Annotated in this window: 18 protein-coding genes; 10 read left to right on the top strand and 8 right to left on the bottom strand. The window is 61.8% G+C overall.

Going from position 1 to position 19,298, the window contains the following annotated elements:
- Positions 1-51 precede the first annotated feature (51 nt).
- From ehuB to LLJ08_RS00070, 5 genes are all read left to right on the top strand, one after another.
- Positions 52-909 (top strand): ectoine/hydroxyectoine ABC transporter substrate-binding protein EhuB, encoded by an 858-nt coding sequence (gene ehuB / locus LLJ08_RS00090; RefSeq protein WP_228207892.1) that lies wholly within the window; start codon positions 52-54, stop codon positions 907-909.
- A 120-nt stretch (positions 910-1,029) separates the two neighbouring features.
- Complete coding sequence (ehuC, locus tag LLJ08_RS00085) at positions 1,030-1,689, top strand: ectoine/hydroxyectoine ABC transporter permease subunit EhuC (protein WP_228207891.1); 660 nt, start codon at positions 1,030-1,032, stop codon at positions 1,687-1,689.
- Positions 1,686-2,345, top strand: a complete 660-nt coding sequence (ehuD, locus tag LLJ08_RS00080) for an ectoine/hydroxyectoine ABC transporter permease subunit EhuD (RefSeq protein WP_008569079.1) — start codon at positions 1,686-1,688, stop codon at positions 2,343-2,345. Before ehuC ends, ehuD begins: the two co-directional genes overlap by 4 nt.
- Positions 2,342-3,178: an ectoine/hydroxyectoine ABC transporter ATP-binding protein EhuA gene (gene ehuA / locus LLJ08_RS00075; protein ID WP_041013091.1), complete on the top strand. Its 837-nt coding sequence runs from the start codon at positions 2,342-2,344 to the stop codon at positions 3,176-3,178. The genes ehuD and ehuA overlap by 4 nt, the downstream gene beginning before the upstream one ends.
- Positions 3,179-3,323: 145 nt before the next feature.
- Complete coding sequence (locus LLJ08_RS00070; RefSeq protein ID WP_014818499.1) at positions 3,324-3,641, top strand: tetratricopeptide repeat protein; 318 nt, start codon at positions 3,324-3,326, stop codon at positions 3,639-3,641.
- Positions 3,642-3,663: 22 nt separating this feature from the next.
- On the opposite strand, the gene LLJ08_RS00065 is transcribed toward LLJ08_RS00070, so the two are convergent.
- The 3 genes from LLJ08_RS00065 to LLJ08_RS00055 form a co-directional block, all read right to left on the bottom strand.
- Entirely contained in the window at positions 3,664-3,930 is a 267-nt protein-coding gene (locus LLJ08_RS00065; RefSeq protein WP_014818498.1) for a PilZ domain-containing protein, read from the bottom strand.
- Positions 3,931-3,963: 33 nt separating this feature from the next.
- Positions 3,964-4,851, bottom strand: a complete 888-nt coding sequence (locus tag LLJ08_RS00060) for a lysophospholipid acyltransferase (RefSeq protein WP_228207890.1) — start codon at positions 4,849-4,851, stop codon at positions 3,964-3,966.
- A gap of 92 nt (positions 4,852-4,943) precedes the next feature.
- Positions 4,944-5,516 (bottom strand): DNA-3-methyladenine glycosylase I, encoded by a 573-nt coding sequence (locus LLJ08_RS00055; protein ID WP_104098669.1) that lies wholly within the window; start codon positions 5,514-5,516, stop codon positions 4,944-4,946.
- 107 nt (positions 5,517-5,623) lie between these two features.
- Between LLJ08_RS00055 and glyQ the strand changes: the two genes are divergently transcribed.
- Genes glyQ through LLJ08_RS00030 form a run of 5 tightly spaced genes read left to right on the top strand, consistent with a single transcriptional unit; the run spans position 5,624 to position 11,347 of the window.
- A complete protein-coding gene (gene glyQ, locus LLJ08_RS00050) occupies positions 5,624-6,571 on the top strand; it encodes a glycine--tRNA ligase subunit alpha (RefSeq protein ID WP_003284253.1) in 948 nt (315 codons plus the stop codon).
- A complete protein-coding gene (gene glyS, locus LLJ08_RS00045) occupies positions 6,568-8,622 on the top strand; it encodes a glycine--tRNA ligase subunit beta (RefSeq protein ID WP_041013088.1) in 2,055 nt (684 codons plus the stop codon). Before glyQ ends, glyS begins: the two co-directional genes overlap by 4 nt.
- A gap of 4 nt (positions 8,623-8,626) precedes the next feature.
- Positions 8,627-9,169: a D-glycero-beta-D-manno-heptose 1,7-bisphosphate 7-phosphatase gene (gmhB, locus tag LLJ08_RS00040; protein WP_042925917.1), complete on the top strand. Its 543-nt coding sequence runs from the start codon at positions 8,627-8,629 to the stop codon at positions 9,167-9,169.
- The gene (locus LLJ08_RS00035) at positions 9,166-9,915 is read left to right on the top strand and encodes a lysophospholipid acyltransferase family protein (RefSeq protein WP_042925918.1); all 750 of its coding nucleotides are present in this window, start codon (positions 9,166-9,168) and stop codon (positions 9,913-9,915) included. The genes gmhB and LLJ08_RS00035 overlap by 4 nt, the downstream gene beginning before the upstream one ends.
- 52 nt (positions 9,916-9,967) lie before the next feature.
- Positions 9,968-11,347, top strand: a complete 1,380-nt coding sequence (locus tag LLJ08_RS00030; protein WP_042925919.1) for a GGDEF domain-containing protein — start codon at positions 9,968-9,970, stop codon at positions 11,345-11,347.
- Positions 11,348-11,413: 66 nt separating this feature from the next.
- Here LLJ08_RS00030 and ahpF read toward each other — a convergent pair whose 3' ends face one another.
- The 5 genes from ahpF to dnaA form a co-directional block, all read right to left on the bottom strand.
- Entirely contained in the window at positions 11,414-12,976 is a 1,563-nt protein-coding gene (gene ahpF / locus LLJ08_RS00025; protein ID WP_228207889.1) for an alkyl hydroperoxide reductase subunit F, read from the bottom strand.
- Between the two features lie 206 nt (positions 12,977-13,182).
- On the bottom strand, positions 13,183-15,597 hold the full coding sequence (gyrB, locus tag LLJ08_RS00020; RefSeq protein WP_023446448.1) for a DNA topoisomerase (ATP-hydrolyzing) subunit B: 2,415 nt from the start codon (positions 15,595-15,597) through the stop codon (positions 13,183-13,185).
- Positions 15,594-16,706: a DNA replication/repair protein RecF gene (recF, locus tag LLJ08_RS00015; protein WP_228207888.1), complete on the bottom strand. Its 1,113-nt coding sequence runs from the start codon at positions 16,704-16,706 to the stop codon at positions 15,594-15,596. The genes gyrB and recF overlap by 4 nt, the downstream gene beginning before the upstream one ends.
- A gap of 9 nt (positions 16,707-16,715) precedes the next feature.
- Complete coding sequence (gene dnaN, locus LLJ08_RS00010; RefSeq protein WP_014818479.1) at positions 16,716-17,819, bottom strand: DNA polymerase III subunit beta; 1,104 nt, start codon at positions 17,817-17,819, stop codon at positions 16,716-16,718.
- Between the two features lie 33 nt (positions 17,820-17,852).
- Positions 17,853-19,298 carry a chromosomal replication initiator protein DnaA gene (dnaA, locus tag LLJ08_RS00005; protein ID WP_045666536.1) on the bottom strand — a complete coding sequence of 482 codons (1,446 nt, stop codon included), beginning with the start codon at positions 19,296-19,298 and terminating at the stop codon, positions 17,853-17,855.

Here is a 19,298-nt window from a genome sequence, read left to right as displayed (position 1 = left end):
ACAAATAACGATCCGATTCCTCGGGTCTCTACAAGGAACAGGAGAAACTCCATGAGGAACAGCACCATCCCGACACGCTCCCGCCGGCTGCTGATCGGCTGCGCCGCCCTGGCCAGCATCGGTTTCGCCAGCCTGACCCAGGCCGATACCCTGGAAGACATCAAGGACAGCAGCAGCGTCCGCATCGGCTACGCCAATGAAACCCCCTTCGCCTACACCGCTCTCGACGGCAGTGTCACCGGCGAATCGCCAGAGATCGTGCGCAAGGTGTTCGAGCGCATGCAGATCGACACCATCAAACCGGTACTGACCGAGTGGGGCTCGCTGATCCCCGGCCTGCGCGCCGGGCGCTTCGACCTCATCGCAGCGGGCATGTACATCACCCCTGAACGCTGCAAGCAGGTGCTGTTCACCGATCCGCACTACCGCCTGCTCGACACCCTGCTGGTGGCCGAAGGCAACCCGAAGAACCTGCGCAGCTACGAAGACATCGCCAACAACCCAGACGTGAAGATCGCCATCATGTCCGGCACGGTGAACCTCGGTTATGCGCGCAAGGCCGGCATCAAGGATTCGCAGATTCTGCAGGTCCCGGATACCACCTCGCAGCTGCAGGCCGTGCGCGGTGGTCGCGCCGATGCCGCCATCGGCACCCAGCTGACCATGAAGGGGCTGGCGGACAAGGCCGGTGACGATGTCGAGGCCATCGCCGACTTCAAGGACGATCCAGCCCGTGCCGGTTACGGCGCGCTGGCCTTCCGTCCGCAGGACAAGGCGCTGCGTGACGCGGTCAATGCCGAGCTCAAGCAGTGGCTGGGCAGCGAGGAGCATCTGAAGACCATCGAGCCATTCGGCTTCGATCGCTCCAACGTCACCGACAAGACTGCCGCCGAGCTCTGCGGCGCCTGAAGCCCGTCGGGGCGGCTGGTTGGCGCCGCCGACCGCTGTCCCGCCTGTGAACGCTGACCAAGGCTGCGCCGCTGTTTGCGCAGCCTCGCTCAGCGCTCCGGAAAACCGGATAGCGCCATCATGATCGAACTGCTTCCTCTGCTGCTGCAGGGTGCCTGGGTCACCATGAAGGTGACCTTCTTCGGCTCCCTGCTGGCCATCGCCTGCGCGCTGATCGCCGCGCTGGCGCGGCTTTCGCCGGTGGCGCCATTGCGCTGGCTGGCCATCACCTACATCGAGGTCTTCCGCGGCTCGTCGCTGCTGGTGCAGCTGTTCTGGCTGTACTTCGTGCTGCCGATGCCACCGTTCAATGTCGAAATGAGCGCCTTCGCCGTGGCAGTGGTCGGCCTGGGTCTGAACATCGGTGCCTATGGGGCCGAGGTGCTGCGCGGCGCGATCCGCTCGGTACACCAGGGCCAGCACGAAGCCTGTCAGGCGCTGAACATGACGCCGCTGACACGCATGCGCCGAATCATCCTGCCGCAGGCGTTGCTCGCGGCAATTCCGCCCGGCACCAACCTGCTGATCGAGTTGCTGAAGAACACTTCGCTGGTGTCGCTGATCACCCTGTCGGATCTGGCCTTCCGCGCCCGCCAGCTGGATCAGGCGACGCTGATGACCATGGAGATCTTCGGCCTGGCGCTGGTGATCTACTTCGTCCTGGCCCAGGCGATCAACTTCGGCATGCGCCAGCTGGAACGCCGGCTGGCCCGCGGGCGGATGCGCGGAGGCCTGTCATGAATTTCTTCGACTGGCAATTCGCCCGCGAGATCCTGCCGCGCCTGCTGGATGCCTCGCTGACCACCATCGGCATCGCCCTGGCCGGTTTCGCCATTGCCGTGGTGCTCGGTTTGTTCCTCGCCATTGGCCGTCGCAGCCGCCTGCGCTGGCTATCCTGGCCGATCACCGGGCTGATCGAGTTCATCCGCAGCACACCGCTGCTGATTCAGGTGTACTTCCTGTTCTACGTGTTCCCCAACTACGGCCTCAACCTCAGCGCGATGCAGGCGGGCATCATCGGTATCGCCCTGCACTACGCCTGCTACACCGCCGAGGTGTACCGCGCCGGCCTGGATGCGGTGCCCCGTTCGCAATGGGAAGCCGTCACCGCGCTGAACATGAAGCCCTGGACCGCCTACCGCGACGTGATCCTGCCGCAGGCGTTGCGTCCGGTGCTGCCGGCGCTGGGCAACTACCTGATCTCGATTCTCAAGGACACGCCGGTGCTGTCGGCGATCACCGTGGTGGAAATCATGCAGCGGGCCAAGAACATCGGCTCCGAGAGTTTCCGCTATCTGGAGCCGATCACCATGGTCGGCCTGTTCTTCCTCATTCTCAGCCTCGGCCTCGCCTGGTGCGTGCGCCGTCTGGAAAACCGCATGGAGCTGGCCCGATGAATACGCCGATGCAGTCCACGGACACCCTGAACCCGACGCCGCAACAGCCGGAGCAGGCGCAACCTTTGGTTCGCTTCGCCGGCGTGACCAAGCGCTACGGTGAACTGACCGTGCTCGACGGGCTCGACCTGCAGATCGAGGAAGGCGAGAAGGTCGCGATCATCGGCCCCAGCGGCTCGGGCAAATCCACCCTGTTGCGGGTGCTGATGACCCTGGAAGGCATTGACGAGGGCGTGATCGAGGTCGACGGCGAGCCGCTGACGCACATGCCCGACGCCAGCGGCCAGTTGGTGCCGGCCAATGCCCGTCACCTGCGACGGGTGCGTGGCAAGGTCGGCATGGTGTTCCAGAGCTTCAACCTGTTCCCGCACATGAACGCGTTGCAGAACGTCATGGAAGCGCCGGTGCAGGTGCTCGGGCTGAGCAAGCGCGAGGCCCGCGAGCGGGCAGAGGAGCTGCTGGCCATGGTCGGCCTGGAGGACAAGCTGGAGCACTTCCCGGCGCAACTCTCCGGCGGTCAGCAACAGCGCGTGGCGATTGCCCGCGCACTGGCGATGCGGCCGAAGGTGATGCTGTTCGACGAAGTGACCTCGGCGCTGGACCCGGAACTCTGCGGCGAAGTGCTCAATGTCATCCGCCGCCTCGGCGAGGCGCACAACCTGACGATGCTGATGGTGACCCACCAGATGGGCTTTGCCCGTGAGTTCGCCGATCGGGTGTGCTTCTTCCATCAGGGCCGGATTCACGAACAGGGCAGCCCGGACGAGCTGTTCAACAACCCGCGCGAGGAACGCACCCGGGAGTTTCTCAGCGCGGTCAACGAGGCCCACTGAGCCGCTTGCGACCCAGCCCACACCAAGACGGCGAAAGCCCCGCAGCAGCTAAGACCAATGGCGTATGCTGCCGCTATTGCCCGGCGGCGGCGATGCACTAAAGTGAGGAAACGCCCCGGAGCGCTGCACCGAAAAGGTCTTCAAGATGCTCGAATCGCTGGAAAAGATGCTTTCCCAAGGCATGGACAATCCGATGCTGCGTTTCGGCCTCGGCAAGGGCTACATGGATGCCGGGCAGCCGGGGCGGGCGGCAGAGCACCTTCGCCGCTGCGTCGAACTCGATCCGAAATACTCCGCTGCCTGGAAACTGCTGGGCAAGGCGCTGCAGGCCGACGGCGACAAGCCCGGCGCCCATCAGGCGTGGGAGCGCGGAATCGCCGCGGCGAACGCCCAGGGCGACAAGCAGGCGGAAAAGGAAATGACCGTATTCCTGCGCCGGCTCGACCGGCTGACGCCCGACTGAACCGGCACGCCGCGGCCAGCGGTCAGGTTTCGTGCACGAACTGCAGGCCGACCCCTTCGGCATCCACCCGCATCACCACCATTCGCAGTTCCGGCGCCGGAATCGGCAGGTCCTGGACCTGGCCGGTCACCTCGTCGCCGGGATGCAGCACCACCAGCTCCGGATGCCGGACATAGACGCCGCCATCGGATAGATCACGGGTCTGCGCGAAGACCTCGCCAAAGGCCGGATGCGCTATGCGGATGCGGCACTTCATGTTGGTACGCGGATGCTGTCTCTGGTTTTGCATGCGCTCGTCCCTGTTGTTGTTGTTTGAGCCTGATCAGTACCAGCGCTTCTCGCCGGCGGGGCGTTTCTTGAAGCGCTTCATGGTCCACATGTACTGGCTGGGATAGGCGCGCACATACTTCTCGATCATTGCGCTCATCGCCGCTACGCCAGTTTCCGCCTCTTCGCTGTACATCCCTTCGGGTGCGGCCTCGAGGACGACCTTGTAGCCCGAACCGTCCTCCAGACGCAATGCATGAAGGAACACCCCAACCGCCTTGCCGCCGGCGAGCATGCCGGGCACGAACTTGCTGGTCAGCGCCTGGGTGGCGAAGAAGGGCACGAAGATACCACTGCCTTCGCTCGGCTCGGGGTCCGCCGGAATACCGACCGCACCACCACGCCGAACCTCCTTGATGACGCTGAGAATGCCTTCCCTGGTCGAGGGCGCGACGCGATTGCCCAGCTGCACACGCTGCTGGCGCAGCAGATCGTCCACCGCCTTCAGTTTCGGCGGTCGGTAGAAGATGATCGGCTTGCATTGCGCGCAGTAGAAATGATTGAGCACTTCCCAATTGCCCAGGTGACTGGTGATACCGACCACGCCCTTGCCCGAGGCCAGCGCCGCTTGCAGCACGTCCAGGCCGTCGACTTCGCGGACCAGTTTCAGGGTCTTTTCTGCCGGCCAGATCCAGGCGCAGGCGCTTTCGGTGAAGGTCATGCCGGTTTCACGCAGGGTGCGGCCGAGCAGGGCGTCGAGTTCCGCCGAGCTCAGCTCGGGGAAGCACTTGTGCAGGTTGATTCGCGCGACGTCCCGCGAGCCGTTCGGCAGCTTCCACATCAGCCAGCCGATCATCGAGCCCAGGCCCTGGACCATGCGCCAGGGCAGTCGAGCGAACAGTCGCAGGGAGCCGACGACGATGGCACCTTTGAGCTTTTCCACACCGCACTCCGAAATTTTCAGGTTGCCTAGTCTACCTGCAACCGTCGCCAGCTTTCAGGCGCAGCGGCGGCAACGACATACATCCTGGCAGCTCAGGCGTGCAGTGTTTCAAGCATCCCGGCCAGCTCGGCGTGGCGCTGGCAATCGGTCAGGTGGTCCATGACCATGCCGCAGGCCTGCATGTAGGCGTAGCAGATGGTCGGGCCGACGAAGCTGAAGCCGGCCTTCTTAAGCGCGCGGCTCATCGCCTCGGCCTCAGGGGAGACCGCCGGCACCTGATCGATGCGCTCGAAGCGGTTGATCTTCGGCTCGCCGCCGACGAACGACCAGACGAAACCCACCGGATCCTCCAGCTGCAACCAGGCGCGGGCATTCTGCCGCGCCGCCTTGAGCTTGAGACGGTTGCGGATGATGCCGGGGTCCAGCATGCGCTCGTCGATCTCGGCATCGCTCATGCGCGCCAGGCGTTCGGCATCGAAACCGAACAGCACCTGCCGGTAGCGCTCGCGCTTGCGCAACACGGTGATCCAGGAGAGCCCGGCCTGAAAGGCTTCGAGCAAGAGGAATTCGAACAGTACCTGCGGATCGCGGGCCGGTACGCCCCATTCGCGATCGTGGTAGTCGATGTACAGCGGGTCCGTGCCGCACCAGGCGCAACGTGGCATGTCGTCTCCTTGCGCAGGCCTCGTCCGATGGCCGAAACCATCGCAAGCGCGACCATGCGGGGGGTATACTTCGAGGCTTTCTGTCGAAGCCCAGCACAGGTGAAATTTTGAGCCAGACTACGCCTGCCGTGCGCACCTTCCAAGACCTGATCCTCGCCCTGCAAAGCTACTGGGCCGAGCAGGGTTGCGTGGTCCTGCAGCCCTATGACATGGAAATGGGCGCCGGTACATTCCACACCGCCACCTTCCTGCGCGCCATCGGTCCCGAGACCTGGAACGCCGCCTATGTTCAGCCTTCGCGCCGCCCGGCCGATGGCCGCTATGGCGAGAACCCCAACCGCCTGCAGCACTACTACCAGTTCCAGGTGGTGCTCAAGCCCAACCCGGACAACATCCAGGACCTGTACCTGGAGTCGCTACGCCGCATCGGCGTCGACACCTCGGTGCACGACGTACGCTTCGTCGAGGACAACTGGGAATCGCCGACCCTGGGCGCCTGGGGTCTGGGCTGGGAAGTCTGGCTCAACGGCATGGAAGTCACCCAGTTCACCTACTTCCAGCAGGTCGGCGGCGTGGAGTGCTACCCGGTCACCGGCGAGATCACCTACGGTCTCGAGCGCCTGGCCATGTACCTGCAGGGCGTCGACTCGGTCTACGACCTGATCTGGGCCGATGGCCCGTTCGGCACCGTGACCTACGGCGATGTGTTCCACCAGAACGAGGTGGAGCAGTCGACCTACAACTTCGAGCACGCCAATGTGCCGAAGCTGTTCGAACTCTTCGATTTCTACGAGAGCGAGGCCAACCGTCTGATGGCTGCCGAGCTGCCGCTGCCGGCCTACGAAATGGTGGTCAAGGCGTCGCACACCTTCAACCTGCTCGATGCCCGCCGTGCCATTTCGGTCACCGCGCGCCAGCAATACATCCTGCGCGTGCGCAGCCTGGCCCGCTCGATCGCCCAGAGCTACCTCCTGGCACGGGCCAAACTCGGCTTCCCCATGGCCACCCCCGAACTGCGTGACGAAGTGCTGGCCAAGCTGGAGGCTGCAGAATGAGTGCACTGGATTTTCTCGTCGAACTGGGTACCGAAGAACTGCCACCGAAGGCGCTCGCCAAGCTGGCCGAAGCTTTCTGCGCCGGTATCGAGAAGGGCCTGAAGGACGCCGGCCTGGACTTCGTGAAAGCCCAGGCCTACGCCGCGCCGCGCCGCCTGGCAGTGCTGGTCGAGCAGCTGGCGACTCAGCAGCCTGATCGCAGCATCAACCTCGACGGCCCGCCGATGCAGGCCGCCTTCGACGCCGACGGTGAGCCGACCCAGGCCGCCCTGGGCTTTGCCCGCAAGTGTGGCGTCGACCTTGCCGAGATCGATCGCAGCGGGCCGAAGCTCAAGTTCAGCCGTACCATCGAGGGCCAGCCGGCCACCCAGCTGCTGCCAGGCATCGTCGAGGCCTCGCTGAACGATCTGCCGATCCCCAAGCGCATGCGCTGGGCTGCACGCAAGGAAGAATTCGTCCGTCCGACCCAGTGGCTGGTGATGCTCTTCGGCGAGCAGGTGATCGATTGCGAGATCCTCGCCCAGCGTGCCGGGCGCGAATCCCGCGGCCACCGCTTCCACAGCCCGGGCCAGGTGCATATTTCCAAGCCTTCCAGCTATCTGGAAGACCTGCGTGGCGCCCATGTGATCGCCGACTTCGCCGAGCGCCGCGAGCTGATCGCCAAGCGCGTCGAGCAGCTGGCTGCCGAGCAGAACGGTACGGCCATCGTGCCGCCGGCGCTGCTCGATGAAGTGACCGCGCTGGTCGAGTGGCCGGTGCCGCTGGTCTGCTCGTTCGAGGAACGCTTCCTCGAAGTGCCGCAGGAAGCGCTGATCACCACCATGCAGGACAACCAGAAGTACTTCTGCCTGCTGGACGCCAACGGCAGGCTGCTGCCGCGCTTCATCACTGTGGCGAACATCGAATCGAAGGACCCGGCGCAGATCGTTTCCGGCAACGAGAAAGTCGTACGCCCGCGCCTGACCGACGCCGAGTTCTTCTTCAAGCAGGACAAGAAGCAGAAGCTCGACAGCTTCAACGAACGCCTGAAAAACGTGGTATTCCAGGCCCAGCTCGGCACCGTGTATGACAAGGCCGAGCGCGTCTCGCGCCTGGCCGGGCTGATCGCCGAGCGTACCGGCGGCGACAAGCAGCGCGCCGCGCGCGCCGGCCTGCTCTGTAAGTGCGACCTGGCCACCGAGATGGTTGGCGAGTTTCCGGAAATGCAGGGCGTTGCCGGTTACTACTACGCGCTCAACGACGGCGAGCCGGAAGATGTGGCGCTGGCGCTAAACGAGCAGTACATGCCGCGCGGTGCCGGCGGCGAGCTGCCGAGCACACTCACTGGCGCAGCTGTGGCCGTGGCGGACAAGCTCGACACCCTGGTCGGGATCTTCGGCATCGGCATGCTGCCGACCGGCTCCAAGGATCCCTACGCCCTGCGCCGCGCCGCCCTTGGCGTGCTGCGCATCCTCATCGAGAAGCAGCTGGACCTGAATCTGGTCGAGGCAGTGAACTTCGCCATCGGCCAGTTCGGTACGCAGGTCAAGTCGGCCGGCCTCGCCGATCAGGTCCTGGAGTTCATATTCGATCGCCTGCGTGCGCGCTACGAGGACGAAGGCGTCGACGTCGCTGCCTACCTGTCGGTGCGTGCCGTGCAGCCCGGTTCGGCGCTGGACTTCGACCAGCGCGTGCAGGCCGTGCAGGCGTTCCGCACATTGCCGGAAGCGGCATCCCTGGCTGCCGCCAACAAGCGCGTCTCCAACCTGCTGAGCAAGTTCGATGCGAAGCTGCCGGAAGCGGTAGAGCCACGCTGGTTCGACAACGCCACCGAGTTCTCGCTGTACTCGGCGATTCAGCAGGCCGAGCAGGCGGTACAACCGTTGGCCGCCGCGCGTCAGTACCGCGAAGCGCTGGAGCGTTTGGCGCACCTGCGTGGCCCGGTGGATGCCTTCTTCGAGGCGGTGCTGGTAAATGCCGAAGACGCTTCGGTACGTGCCAACCGTTATGCCTTGCTGGCCCGGCTGAGAGGACTGTTCCTTGGCGTTGCCGATATTTCCGCACTTGGCTAAGCCCGTGAAGCTGATCGTGCTGGACCGCGATGGGGTAATCAACGAGGACTCCGACGAGTACGTGAAGTCGCTGGAGGAGTGGATCCCCATTCCCGGGTCGCTGGAAGCCATCGCGCGGCTGTGCAAAGCCGGCTGGACGGTGGCGGTGGCCACCAACCAGTCCGGTGTCGCGCGCGGCAAGTTCGATCTGAGCACCCTCGGCGACATGCATTTCAAGATGCAGCAGCTGGTGATGGAGCAGGGCGGGCGCATCGACCTGATCGTGCACTGCCCACACGGCCCGGACGACGGCTGCAACTGCCGCAAGCCGAAGCCTGGAATGTTCCGCAGCATCGCCGAGCATTTCGGCCTGGCGGACCTGAAGGGTGTACCGGTGGTAGGCGACAGTCACCGCGATCTACACGCCGGCATGCTGCTCGGCGGCGTGCCTTATCTGGTCAGGACCGGCAAAGGCCTGCGCACCCTGGAGGGTGCTCTGCCGCCGGGCACTCGGGTCTTCGATGACCTTGCCGCTGTTGTCGATCATCTACTCGAGAGTTCTCGATGAGCCTCCTGTTACCCGTTCGTATCGCCCTGTTCTACTTCATGCTGGCGTTCACCGCGTTCGCCTGGTGCCTGGTGAGTCTGGTGTTCGCCCCGTTCATGGCGTTCCGCGCGCGCTATCGCTTCGTGGTACAGAACTGGTGTCGCTGCGCCGTGTGGTTGGGCAAGACGCTGGTTGGCCTGCGCTACGAGGTGCATGGCGCGGAAAATGTGCCGGCGCGTCCCTGCGTGATCCTGGCCAAGCACCAGAGCACCTGGGAAACCTTCTTTCTCTCGGCCTATTTCGAGCCGCTGACTCAGGTGCTCAAGCGTGAGTTGTTGCGCGTGCCGTTCTTCGGCTGGGCGATCATGCTGCTCAAGCCGATCGCCATTGATCGCGACAACCCCAAGGCAGCGCTGCGCCAGGTCGCCAAGCAGGGTCACGAGCGTCTGGAGCAGGGCGCCTGGGTGCTGATATTCCCGGAAGGCACCCGCGTACCAGTGGGTGAGCAGGGCAAGTTCTCCCGCAGCGGCGCGGCCCTGGCAGTCAACGCCGGTCTGCCAGTGCTGCCCATCGCGCACAACGCCGGCATGTTCTGGCCGAAGGCCGGTTGGGGCAAGCGTCCCGGCACTATCCATGTGGTGATCGGCCCAGCCATGTTCGCCGACAGCGAGAGCCCGCGGGCCATCGCCGAGCTCAATCAACGCGCCGAAGATTGGATCAACGCGCAAGTCAGCCAGCTCGAAGCTCAGGGTCGCCCGACCCTCTGATCACTACGCTGAGGCAGGGCAGGGACGCGCGCCTCAGCTTCACGAGTCCCCTATGCAGCAAATACCCAACCACCAGCTGGTCGCAGAATGGCTGCGCCTGCTGGACGGCTATCCTACCGAAGCGGCTATCGCACTGCAGGCCGTTGCCGAAGAAAAGAGCGCCGAGCTGGCCGAGCATTTCTATTCCCAGATGCTTGCCGATCCCCATTCGGCCAGCTTCCTGTCCCACGATCAGGTGAAGAACCGCCTCGGCAAATCGATGCAGAAGTGGATCGTCACGGTATGTTCGTCGACGGCCCATAGCGACCTCGACGCCGTCATCGACCTGCAGCGAAAGGTCGGCGACATCCACGCCCGCATCGAGATTCCGGTCAGCCTGGTGCTGCGCGGCTCCCGCTCGCTCAAGGGCCGCCTGCGCCAGTTGCTGGAACAGCGAGATCTCGCCGAGCCAGTGCGACGCAAAGCGGCCCGCATGGGTTCCGACCTGATCGACTTGGCGGTGGAGATCATCTGCTTCGCCTATTCCCAGTCTCACGATCGCAACTCCCGCGCCGAGGAGGCCTATCGGCTGTTCTCCGTCTCGCAGAACATCGGCGTCGAAAAAGAGCGACAGCGCGCGGCACTGCTTGATTGGGAGAATCAGCTGATGTTCGACCTGGCGATCGGCAACCTGACCGGCGCGCTGCCGCAACTGGCGGGTTCCGAGTTCGGCCTGTGGTTCCGCCACAAGGCCTCCCACGCGTTCCAGGGTTCACCGGAAAGCGCCAGTATCCTCGACTATATCGAGCGCATCGATCAGGAGCTCAAAGCCATTGGCGGGCTGCAGGACGCCAGTGCGCGGCTGGGCAAGCTGCATCAGATCCGCGAACAGACCCGCTCGATCAAGTTTTTGCTCGACAGCCTGTTCGAACAGGCCAACGACCTGGAGGCCGGCCGAGACGTGCTGACGCGGCTACTCAACCGCAAGTTCCTGCCGGTGGTGATGGCCAAGGAAGTGCTTTACGCGCGCCAGTCGAACAACACCTTCGGCGTGCTCGCCATCGATGTCGACCACTTCAAGCGCATCAACGACACCCATGGCCATGACGGCGGTGACCAGATTCTGCAGCAGGTCGGTGCGCTGCTGGCCAGCAACACCCGCGGTGGCGACTATGCGTTCCGCCTGGGCGGCGAAGAGTTCCTGCTGGTACTAGTGGACATAGATGCCAACAAGGCGTTTGCCGCGGCAGAGAAGTTGCGCGAGCGCATCGCCCGTGAGCAGTTCCGTCTATCCAATGGAGCAGTTCTGCAGGTCACCGTCAGCATCGGTATGGCAGTGCATGACGGCCATCCGGATTACGAACGTCTGCTGCAACAAGCCGATCAGGCGCTGTATCAGGCAAAACACGAAGGGCGCAATCGCTGCGTGCTTCACAGTCCGGCGCTCGCCTAGCAAACGGCACGCAATGAAAAAGGGGAGCAACCTCGCGGCTGCTCCCCTTCTTTATTGCGCTTCGATTCAGGCCGGCGCGGACGACCGGATCAGGTGATCGAAGGCGCTCAGCGAGGCCTTGGCGCCTTCACCGACGGCGATCACGATCTGCTTGTACGGCACCGTGGTCACGTCACCGGCGGCGAACACACCGGGAATGCTGGTCTGGCCCTTGGCGTCGACGATGATCTCGCCGAAGCGCGACAGCTCCAGGGTGCCCTTGAGCCACTCGCTGTTGGGCAGCAGGCCGATCTGCACGAAGATGCCTTCCAGCTCGACGTTGTGCAGCTCGTCGTTAGTGCGGTCCTTGTAGACCAGGCCGGTGACCTTCTGGCCGTCGCCCTGGACCTCGGTGGTCTGCGCCATCTTCAGCACGCGGACGTTGGGCAGGCTGTTGAGCTTGCGCTGCAGCACGGCATCGGCACGCAGTTCCTCGCCGAACTCGAGCAGGGTCACATGAGCGACGATACCGGCCAGGTCGATGGCCGCTTCGACACCAGAGTTGCCGCCGCCAATCACCGCCACGCGCTTGCCCTTGAACAGCGGGCCGTCGCAGTGCGGACAGTAGGCGACGCCACGGCCGCGGTATTCCTGCTCGCCCGGCACGTTCATTTCGCGCCAGCGCGCGCCGGTGGCGAGGATCAGGGTCTTGGCCTTGAGCTCGCCGCCGTTCTCGAACTGCACGCGGTGCAGGCCGTCTTCGCCGGCCGGGATCAGCTGGCTGGCGCGCTGCAGGTTCATGATGTCGACCTCGTACTCGCGCACATGCTCTTCCAGCGCGCGGGCCAGTTTCGGGCCTTCGGTTTCCTTCACCGAGATGAAGTTCTCGATGGCCATGGTGTCCAGCACCTGACCGCCGAAGCGCTCGGCTGCGACACCGGTGCGGATGCCCTTGCGCGCCGCGTAGATGGCCGCTGCGGCGCCAGCCGGGCCACCGCCGACCACCAGCACGTCGAAGGCGTCCTTGGCCTTGAGCTTCTCGGCGTCACGGGCGCTGGAGCCGGTATCGAGCTTGGCGAGGATCTCTTCCTCACTCATGCGACCCTGGGTGAACAGCTCGCCGTTGAGGTAGATGCTCGGCACCGACATGATCTGGCGCGCTTCGACCTCGTCCTGGAACAGTGCGCCGTCGATGGCCACATGCTTGATGTTCGGGTTGAGCACGGCCATCAGGTTCAGCGCCTGAACCACGTCAGGGCAGTTCTGGCAGGACAGCGAGAAGTAGGTTTCGAAGCTGTAGTCGCCATCCAGCGCCCTGATCTGCTCGATCACTTCCGGTGCAGTCTTCGACGGATGACCGCCGACCTGCAGCAGGGCCAGGACCAGCGAGGTGAATTCGTGACCCATAGGGATGCCGGCAAAACGCAGGCTGATGTTGCCGCCGATGCGGTTGAGCGAGAACGACGGCTTGCGCGCATCGTTGCCATCGGTCTTGAGGGTGATCTTGTCGCTGAGCTCGGCGATGTCCTGCAGCAGGCTCAGCAGCTCCCGGGATTTCTCGCCGTCATCGAGGGACGCGACGATCTCGAAGGGCTGGGTGACCTTCTCCAGGTAGGCTTTCAACTGGGTCTTGAGATTGGTGTCCAACATTGGCAACTGTCCTCGTGAACTATGGTGGCCCGGAGGGCTCGGTCAGGTGATGAATCTCGAATGAAGCAACCTTACGCCGGAAGGGGTCTATTTCGAAATTGATTAAAACAGTCAGTTCGATTTAGACAACCTATCCCTAAAAACAAAAACCCCGACCTTGTGAGTCGGGGTTGTGTTTTGTTGCCTTGGTCTGGAACGGCGGCGAATCAGAAGTCCAGATTAGACACTGCCAGAGCGTTGGTTTCGATGAAGTCGCGACGCGGTTCAACTGCATCGCCCATTAGGGTATTGAAGATCTGATCTGCACCAATGGCATCTTCGATCGTCACTTTCAACATGCGCCGTACGTTTGGATCCATGGTGGTTTCCCACAGTTGATCCGGGTTCATCTCGCCCAGTCCCTTGTATCGCTGAACGCTGTGGCGGCGCGTGCCTTCGGTCATCAACCATTCCAGCGCTTGCTTGAAGGTGGATACCTGCTTTTTGCGCTCACCGCGCTGAACATAGGCTCCCTCTTCGAGCAGGCTGTTCAGCTTCTCACCGAGAGCAGTTACCGTCCGGTAATCGTTGCTGGCGAAGAAATCACGGTTGAAGGTGATGTAGCTGGCCAGGCCGTGGGAGCTAATCTCGACTTCCGGTAGCCACAGGTGGCGCTCTTTGTCTTCACGCAAGCTGACGTTGTAGATCAAACCGGAGCGTTCACCGACCTTGAGTTGCGCGCTGTACTGCTCCAGCCAGGCCTGCATCGCGGTGTGATCGGCCAACTGCTCTACTGAAACACGCGGCAGGTAGATGAAGTGTTCAGTCAACTCCAACGGATACAGACGCGATAGGCGCTGCAGAGTTTTCATCACCGTACGGTAATCGTTGACCAGCTTCTCCAGCGCTCCACCAGAAAGGCCTGGGGCATGCTCATTGACGTGCAGGCTGGCGTCTTCCAGGGCCGACTGGGTGAGGTATTCCTCCATCGCCTCGTCGTCCTTGATGTACTGCTCCTGCTTGCCACGCTTGACCTTATAGAGCGGCGGCTGGGCGATATATACATAGCCGCGCTCGATCAGCTCAGGCAGCTGGCGGAAGAAGAAGGTCAACAGCAGCGTCCGGATGTGCGAACCGTCGACGTCGGCGTCGGTCATGATGATGATGTTGTGATAGCGCAGCTTGTCGATGTTGTACTCTTCACGCCCGATACCACAGCCCAGAGCAGTAATCAGGGTGCCCACTTCCTGGGATGAGATCATCTTGTCGAAACGCGCCTTCTCGACGTTAAGGATCTTGCCCTTGAGCGGCAAAATTGCTTGAGTCTTGCGGTTACGACCTTGCTTGGCCGAGCCACCCGCAGAATCACCCTCCACTATGTAGAGTTCGGAAAGCGCGGGATCCTTTTCCTGGCAGTCAGCAAGTTTGCCCGGCAGGCCGGCGATATCCAGAGCGCCTTTACGACGGGTCATTTCCCGAGCCTTGCGCGCAGCCTCGCGAGCACGGGCGGCGTCGATCATCTTGCCGACCACGGCCTTGGCCTCGCCCGGATGCTCGAGGAGGAAATCACCGAAGTACTTGCCCATCTCCTGTTCCACGGCCGTTTTCACTTCCGAGGAAACCAGTTTGTCCTTGGTCTGCGAGCTGAACTTAGGATCCGGAACCTTCACCGAAATGATCGCAGTCAGGCCTTCGCGGGCATCGTCGCCGGTAGTGGCGATCTTGTGCTTCTTGGCCAGGCCTTCCTGCTCAATGTAGGAATTCAAGTTTCGCGTCAGCGCGGAGCGGAAGCCGGCCAGGTGAGTACCGCCGTCACGCTGAGGAATATTGTTGGTAAAGCAGAGAATGTTCTCGTTAAAGCTGTCGTTCCACTGCAGCGCCACCTCGACACCAACGCCGTCGTCACGCTGAACGTTGAAGTGAAACACCTCGTTGACGGGGGTTTTGTTTGTGTTCAGGTAAGCAACGAACGCGCTCAGACCGCCCTCGTACTTGAACAGCTCTTCCTTGGCGGTACGCTCGTCCCGCAGGACGATACCGACACCCGAGTTCAGGAATGACAGTTCGCGCAGACGCTTGGCCAGAATATCCCAGCTGAAATGGATGTTCTGGAAGGTCTCGGACGACGGCTTGAAGTGAATCTGTGTACCCGAGGTATCAGTTTCACCTACCGGAGCCAAAGGTGCCTGGGGCACGCCATGACGGTAGAGCTGTTCCCAGACCTTGCCCTCGCGGCGGATGGTCAGCATCAACTCCTCGGACAGCGCGTTGACCACCGAAACACCCACGCCGTGGAGTCCACCGGATACCTTGTAGGAGTTGTCATCGAACTTACCGCCGGCGTGCAACACGGTCATGATGACCTCTGCCGCCGAAACACCTTCCTCATGGATATCCACCGGAATGCCGCGACCGTTGTCGCGAACGGTGATGGATTCATCGGTATGGATGGTGATGGAGATGTCGCTGCAATGCCCGGCCAGCGCTTCGTCGATCGAGTTATCGACGACCTCGAAGACCATGTGATGCAAACCGGTGCCGTCGTCGGTATCGCCGATGTACATGCCAGGGCGCTTGCGCACTGCATCAAGGCCTTTGAGTACCTTGATGCTCGACGAATCGTACGTGTGGTTTTCGCTCATGCCTTCACTCCCGAGGGGCCGTGGATCTGGGTAATTTGCCCATGTTCCACGTGAAACATTGAGACTGGCGTCTGTTCATGCCAGCCTTCTTGCAAAATGGATGAATCTACGCAGGTGATAAACACCTGACAGTTAAGTTGCTCAAGCAACTTGCACAGCGCCAACCTATGTTGGGCGTCCAGTTCGGACGGCAGGTCGTCGACAAGATAGATGCACTGACCGCGCTTGGTTTCGCTAACCAGATGGCCCTGAGCAATACGCAATGCACACACCACCAATTTCTGCTGGCCGCGCGATAGCACTTCAGCCGCGTTGTGATTGCCAACCTTCAATCGCAGATCCGCACGCTGCGGCCCGGATTGGGTGTGCCCTAATGACCTATCCCGTTCCAGCGAAGACACCAGCACATCAGTCAAGGAGCGGTCTTTATCCCATCCCCTGTAATAACTCAGCCTCAGGCCGTCCAAGTCGAGCAAGGCCGCGAGGGTCGATTCAAATACAGGTTTAAGTGCCTGAATATAGGCCCGTCGATATCCGTCAATTTCATCACTTGCCAGCGTCAGTTCCCGGCTCCAGGCCGCATCCGAAGCGCCGTCCAGTGTACCATGCCGCAGCCACGAGTTCCGTTGCCGGAGCGCCTGCTGCATGCGTAGCCAGGCTGGCATGAACCGATGTTCCACGTGGAACACGCCCCAATCAAGAAACTGCCTACGTAATTTCGGTGCGCCTTCGAGAAGGCGGAAACTATCTGGATTGATCAGTTGCAAAGGCAGCGTATCGGCAAGCTCCGCGGCTGACCTGACCCCCTGTCCATCGATACGGATCCGGACGTCACCGCTACGATCCCGGGAAACCCCCAACGCACGACTGTGCTGATCTGGCAGATCAACTTGACCAAAAACGGTGCACGCTGATTGTTCATAGGTGATGACGGGGTTCAGCCGAATGCTACGAAACGAGCGCGCCAGCCCGAGCAGGTGAATGGCTTCGAGCAGGCTGGTTTTTCCGCTACCGTTATCGCCGAAGAGGATGTTGATTCGAGAGGAGGGAGATAACGTCACCGGGTGCAGATTGCGGACCCCGGTGACGGAAAGGCGACTGAGGGACATGAAGCTGGTTTACAGACGCATCGGCATCACGACATATGCGGAATCGTCGTTATCGAATTCCTGAACCAGAGCACTGCTGTTCGCGTCAGACAGAATCAGACGCACCTGTTCGGTGGTCATCACGCCCAGCACATCGAGCAGATAGCTGACATTGAAACCGATCTCCAACGAACTGCCGTTGTAGTCCACCGCAACCTCTTCCTCAGCTTCTTCCTGTTCGGGGTTGTTCGCCTGAATCTTCAACAGCCCACTTTCCAGCTGCAGACGAATTCCGCGGTACTTTTCGTTGGAGAGAATCGCCGTGCGACTGAACGCTTCACGCAGCAACTGACGATCTCCCACCACAAGCTTGTCACCACCACGCGGCAGCACGCGCTCATAGTCCGGGAACTTGCCATCCACCAGCTTGGAGGTGAAGGTGAACTCGCCAGTGGTGGCGCGAATATGGTGCTGGCCCAGAACGATGCTGACCTCGGCGTCCTGATCATTGAGCAGCCGCGCGAGCTCGAGGATACCCTTACGCGGCACGATGACCTGATGCCGATCGGGTTGCTCGATCCCCGCCTGCATCGAGCACATCGCCAGGCGGTGGCCGTCCGTCGCTACCGCGCGCAGCATTCCGCTTGAAACCTCGATGAGCATACCGTTGAGGTAGTAGCGAACGTCCTGCTGCGCCATGGCAAAGCTGCTGCGCTCGATCAGCTTGCGCAGCTTGCCCTGTTCGACGGTGAAGGAAAGCGAACCTGGGCCTTCTTCAACCGTAGGGAAGTCATTGGCCGGCAAAGTTGAAAGGGTAAAGCGGCTGCGCCCGGACTTGATAACAACCTTCTGATCATCGAGACGGATATTGATCAGCGCATCGCTCGGCAGGCTCTTGCAAATGTCCATGAGTTTGCGCGCCGGAACGGTGATCTCGCCTGGCTCGGCGGCCTCTTCAAGGGCAACACGCCCGACCAGTTCGACTTCGAGATCGGTACCGGTCAACGACAATTGCTGTCCTTGCACCACAAGCAATACGTTGGACAGCACCGGCAAGGTCTGACGGCGCTCAACGACGCCAGCAACCAGCTGCAGGGGTTTCAACAGGGCTTCGCGCTGAATGGAGAAATGCATGGTCTGGTCCCTTGCCTATAGATTAGGTCGCACTCAGGTTGTCAAAGTTCGCAGCAAATTCTTGTAATCTTCACGTATATCCGCGTCAGTTTCCCGTAGTTCGGCGATCTTACGGCAAGCATGCAGAACCGTGGTGTGATCCCGCCCACCGAACGCGTCGCCGATCTCCGGGAGGCTGTGGTTGGTCAGCTCCTTGGACAGGGCCATGGCCACCTGCCGCGGTCGGGCGACCGATCGTGATCGCCGCTTCGACAGCAAGTCGGAGATCTTGATCTTGTAGTACTCGGCCACGGTGCGCTGGATATTGTCGACGCTGACCAGCTTATCCTGCAACGCCAGCAAGTCCTTCAGCGATTCGCGAATCAGTTCGATCGTGATATCGCGCCCCATGAAGTGAGCATGGGCGATGACCCGCTTCAGCGCTCCTTCGAGTTCACGGACGTTCGAACGGATCCGCTGGGCAATGAAGAAAGCCGCGTCGTGGGGCAGGTCCACCTTCGCCTGGTCCGCCTTCTTCATCAGGATCGCTACACGAGTCTCAAGCTCGGGCGGCTCGACGGCAACGGTCAGCCCCCAGCCAAAACGCGATTTCAGACGTTCCTCAAGGCCGTCGATTTCCTTGGGATAGCGGTCACTGGTGAGGATGACCTGCTGGCCACCTTCGAGCAGCGCGTTGAAGGTGTGAAAGAACTCTTCTTGCGAACGCTCTTTTTTGGCGAAGAACTGGATATCGTCGATCAGCAGCGCATCGACCGAGCGATAGAAGCGCTTGAACTCGTTGATGGCATTGAGCTGCAGTGCCTTGACCATATCGGCCACGAAGCGCTCGGAGTGCAGGTAAACCACTTTGGCGTTGGGGTTCTTCTTCAGCAGGTGATTACCCACTGCATGCATCAGGTGAGTCTTACCCAGGCCAACACCGCCGTACAGAAAAAGCGGGTTGTAGCCATGCTTGGGATTGTCGGCAACCTGCCAGGCAGCGGCTCGCGCCAACTGGTTGGATTTGCCCTCGACGAAATTTTCGAAGGTAAAGGTCCGGTTCAGGTAGCTGGTGTGCTTGAGCCCACCCTCGACCTGCACGGTACGCTCGACACGCGGCTGCTCGGGTTCACTGGTGTCAGCCGACAACGGCTCGAAGCGTGGCGCCTGCATGGCCGGCGCAGGCGCGCTTACAGCCATTGGCTGTGGCTGAGCACGTGCAGCAGCAGCCGAAGGAAGAGCGGCGGATGACGTCCGTTTACTGCCTATAAGGAGAGAAAGCGCCGGAGCGATTCCGCTTGAACGCTCCGACAGCAGTTCCAACAATCGGGAAAGGTACTTTTCGTTGACCCAGTCGAGCACGAAGCGATTGGGCGCATAGACGCGCAGCTCATCACCATCGCCTTCCACCTGTAGTGGACGAATCCATGTGTTGAATTGCTGAGCAGGCAGTTCATCGCGCAAAAGCTCAACACACTGCTGCCAAAGTTCCACCGACAC

The organism is Stutzerimonas chloritidismutans, assembly GCF_020783375.1.
Lineage (GTDB): Bacteria > Pseudomonadota > Gammaproteobacteria > Pseudomonadales > Pseudomonadaceae > Stutzerimonas > Stutzerimonas kunmingensis.
This window is presented reverse-complemented; position numbering and strand designations above follow the sequence as displayed.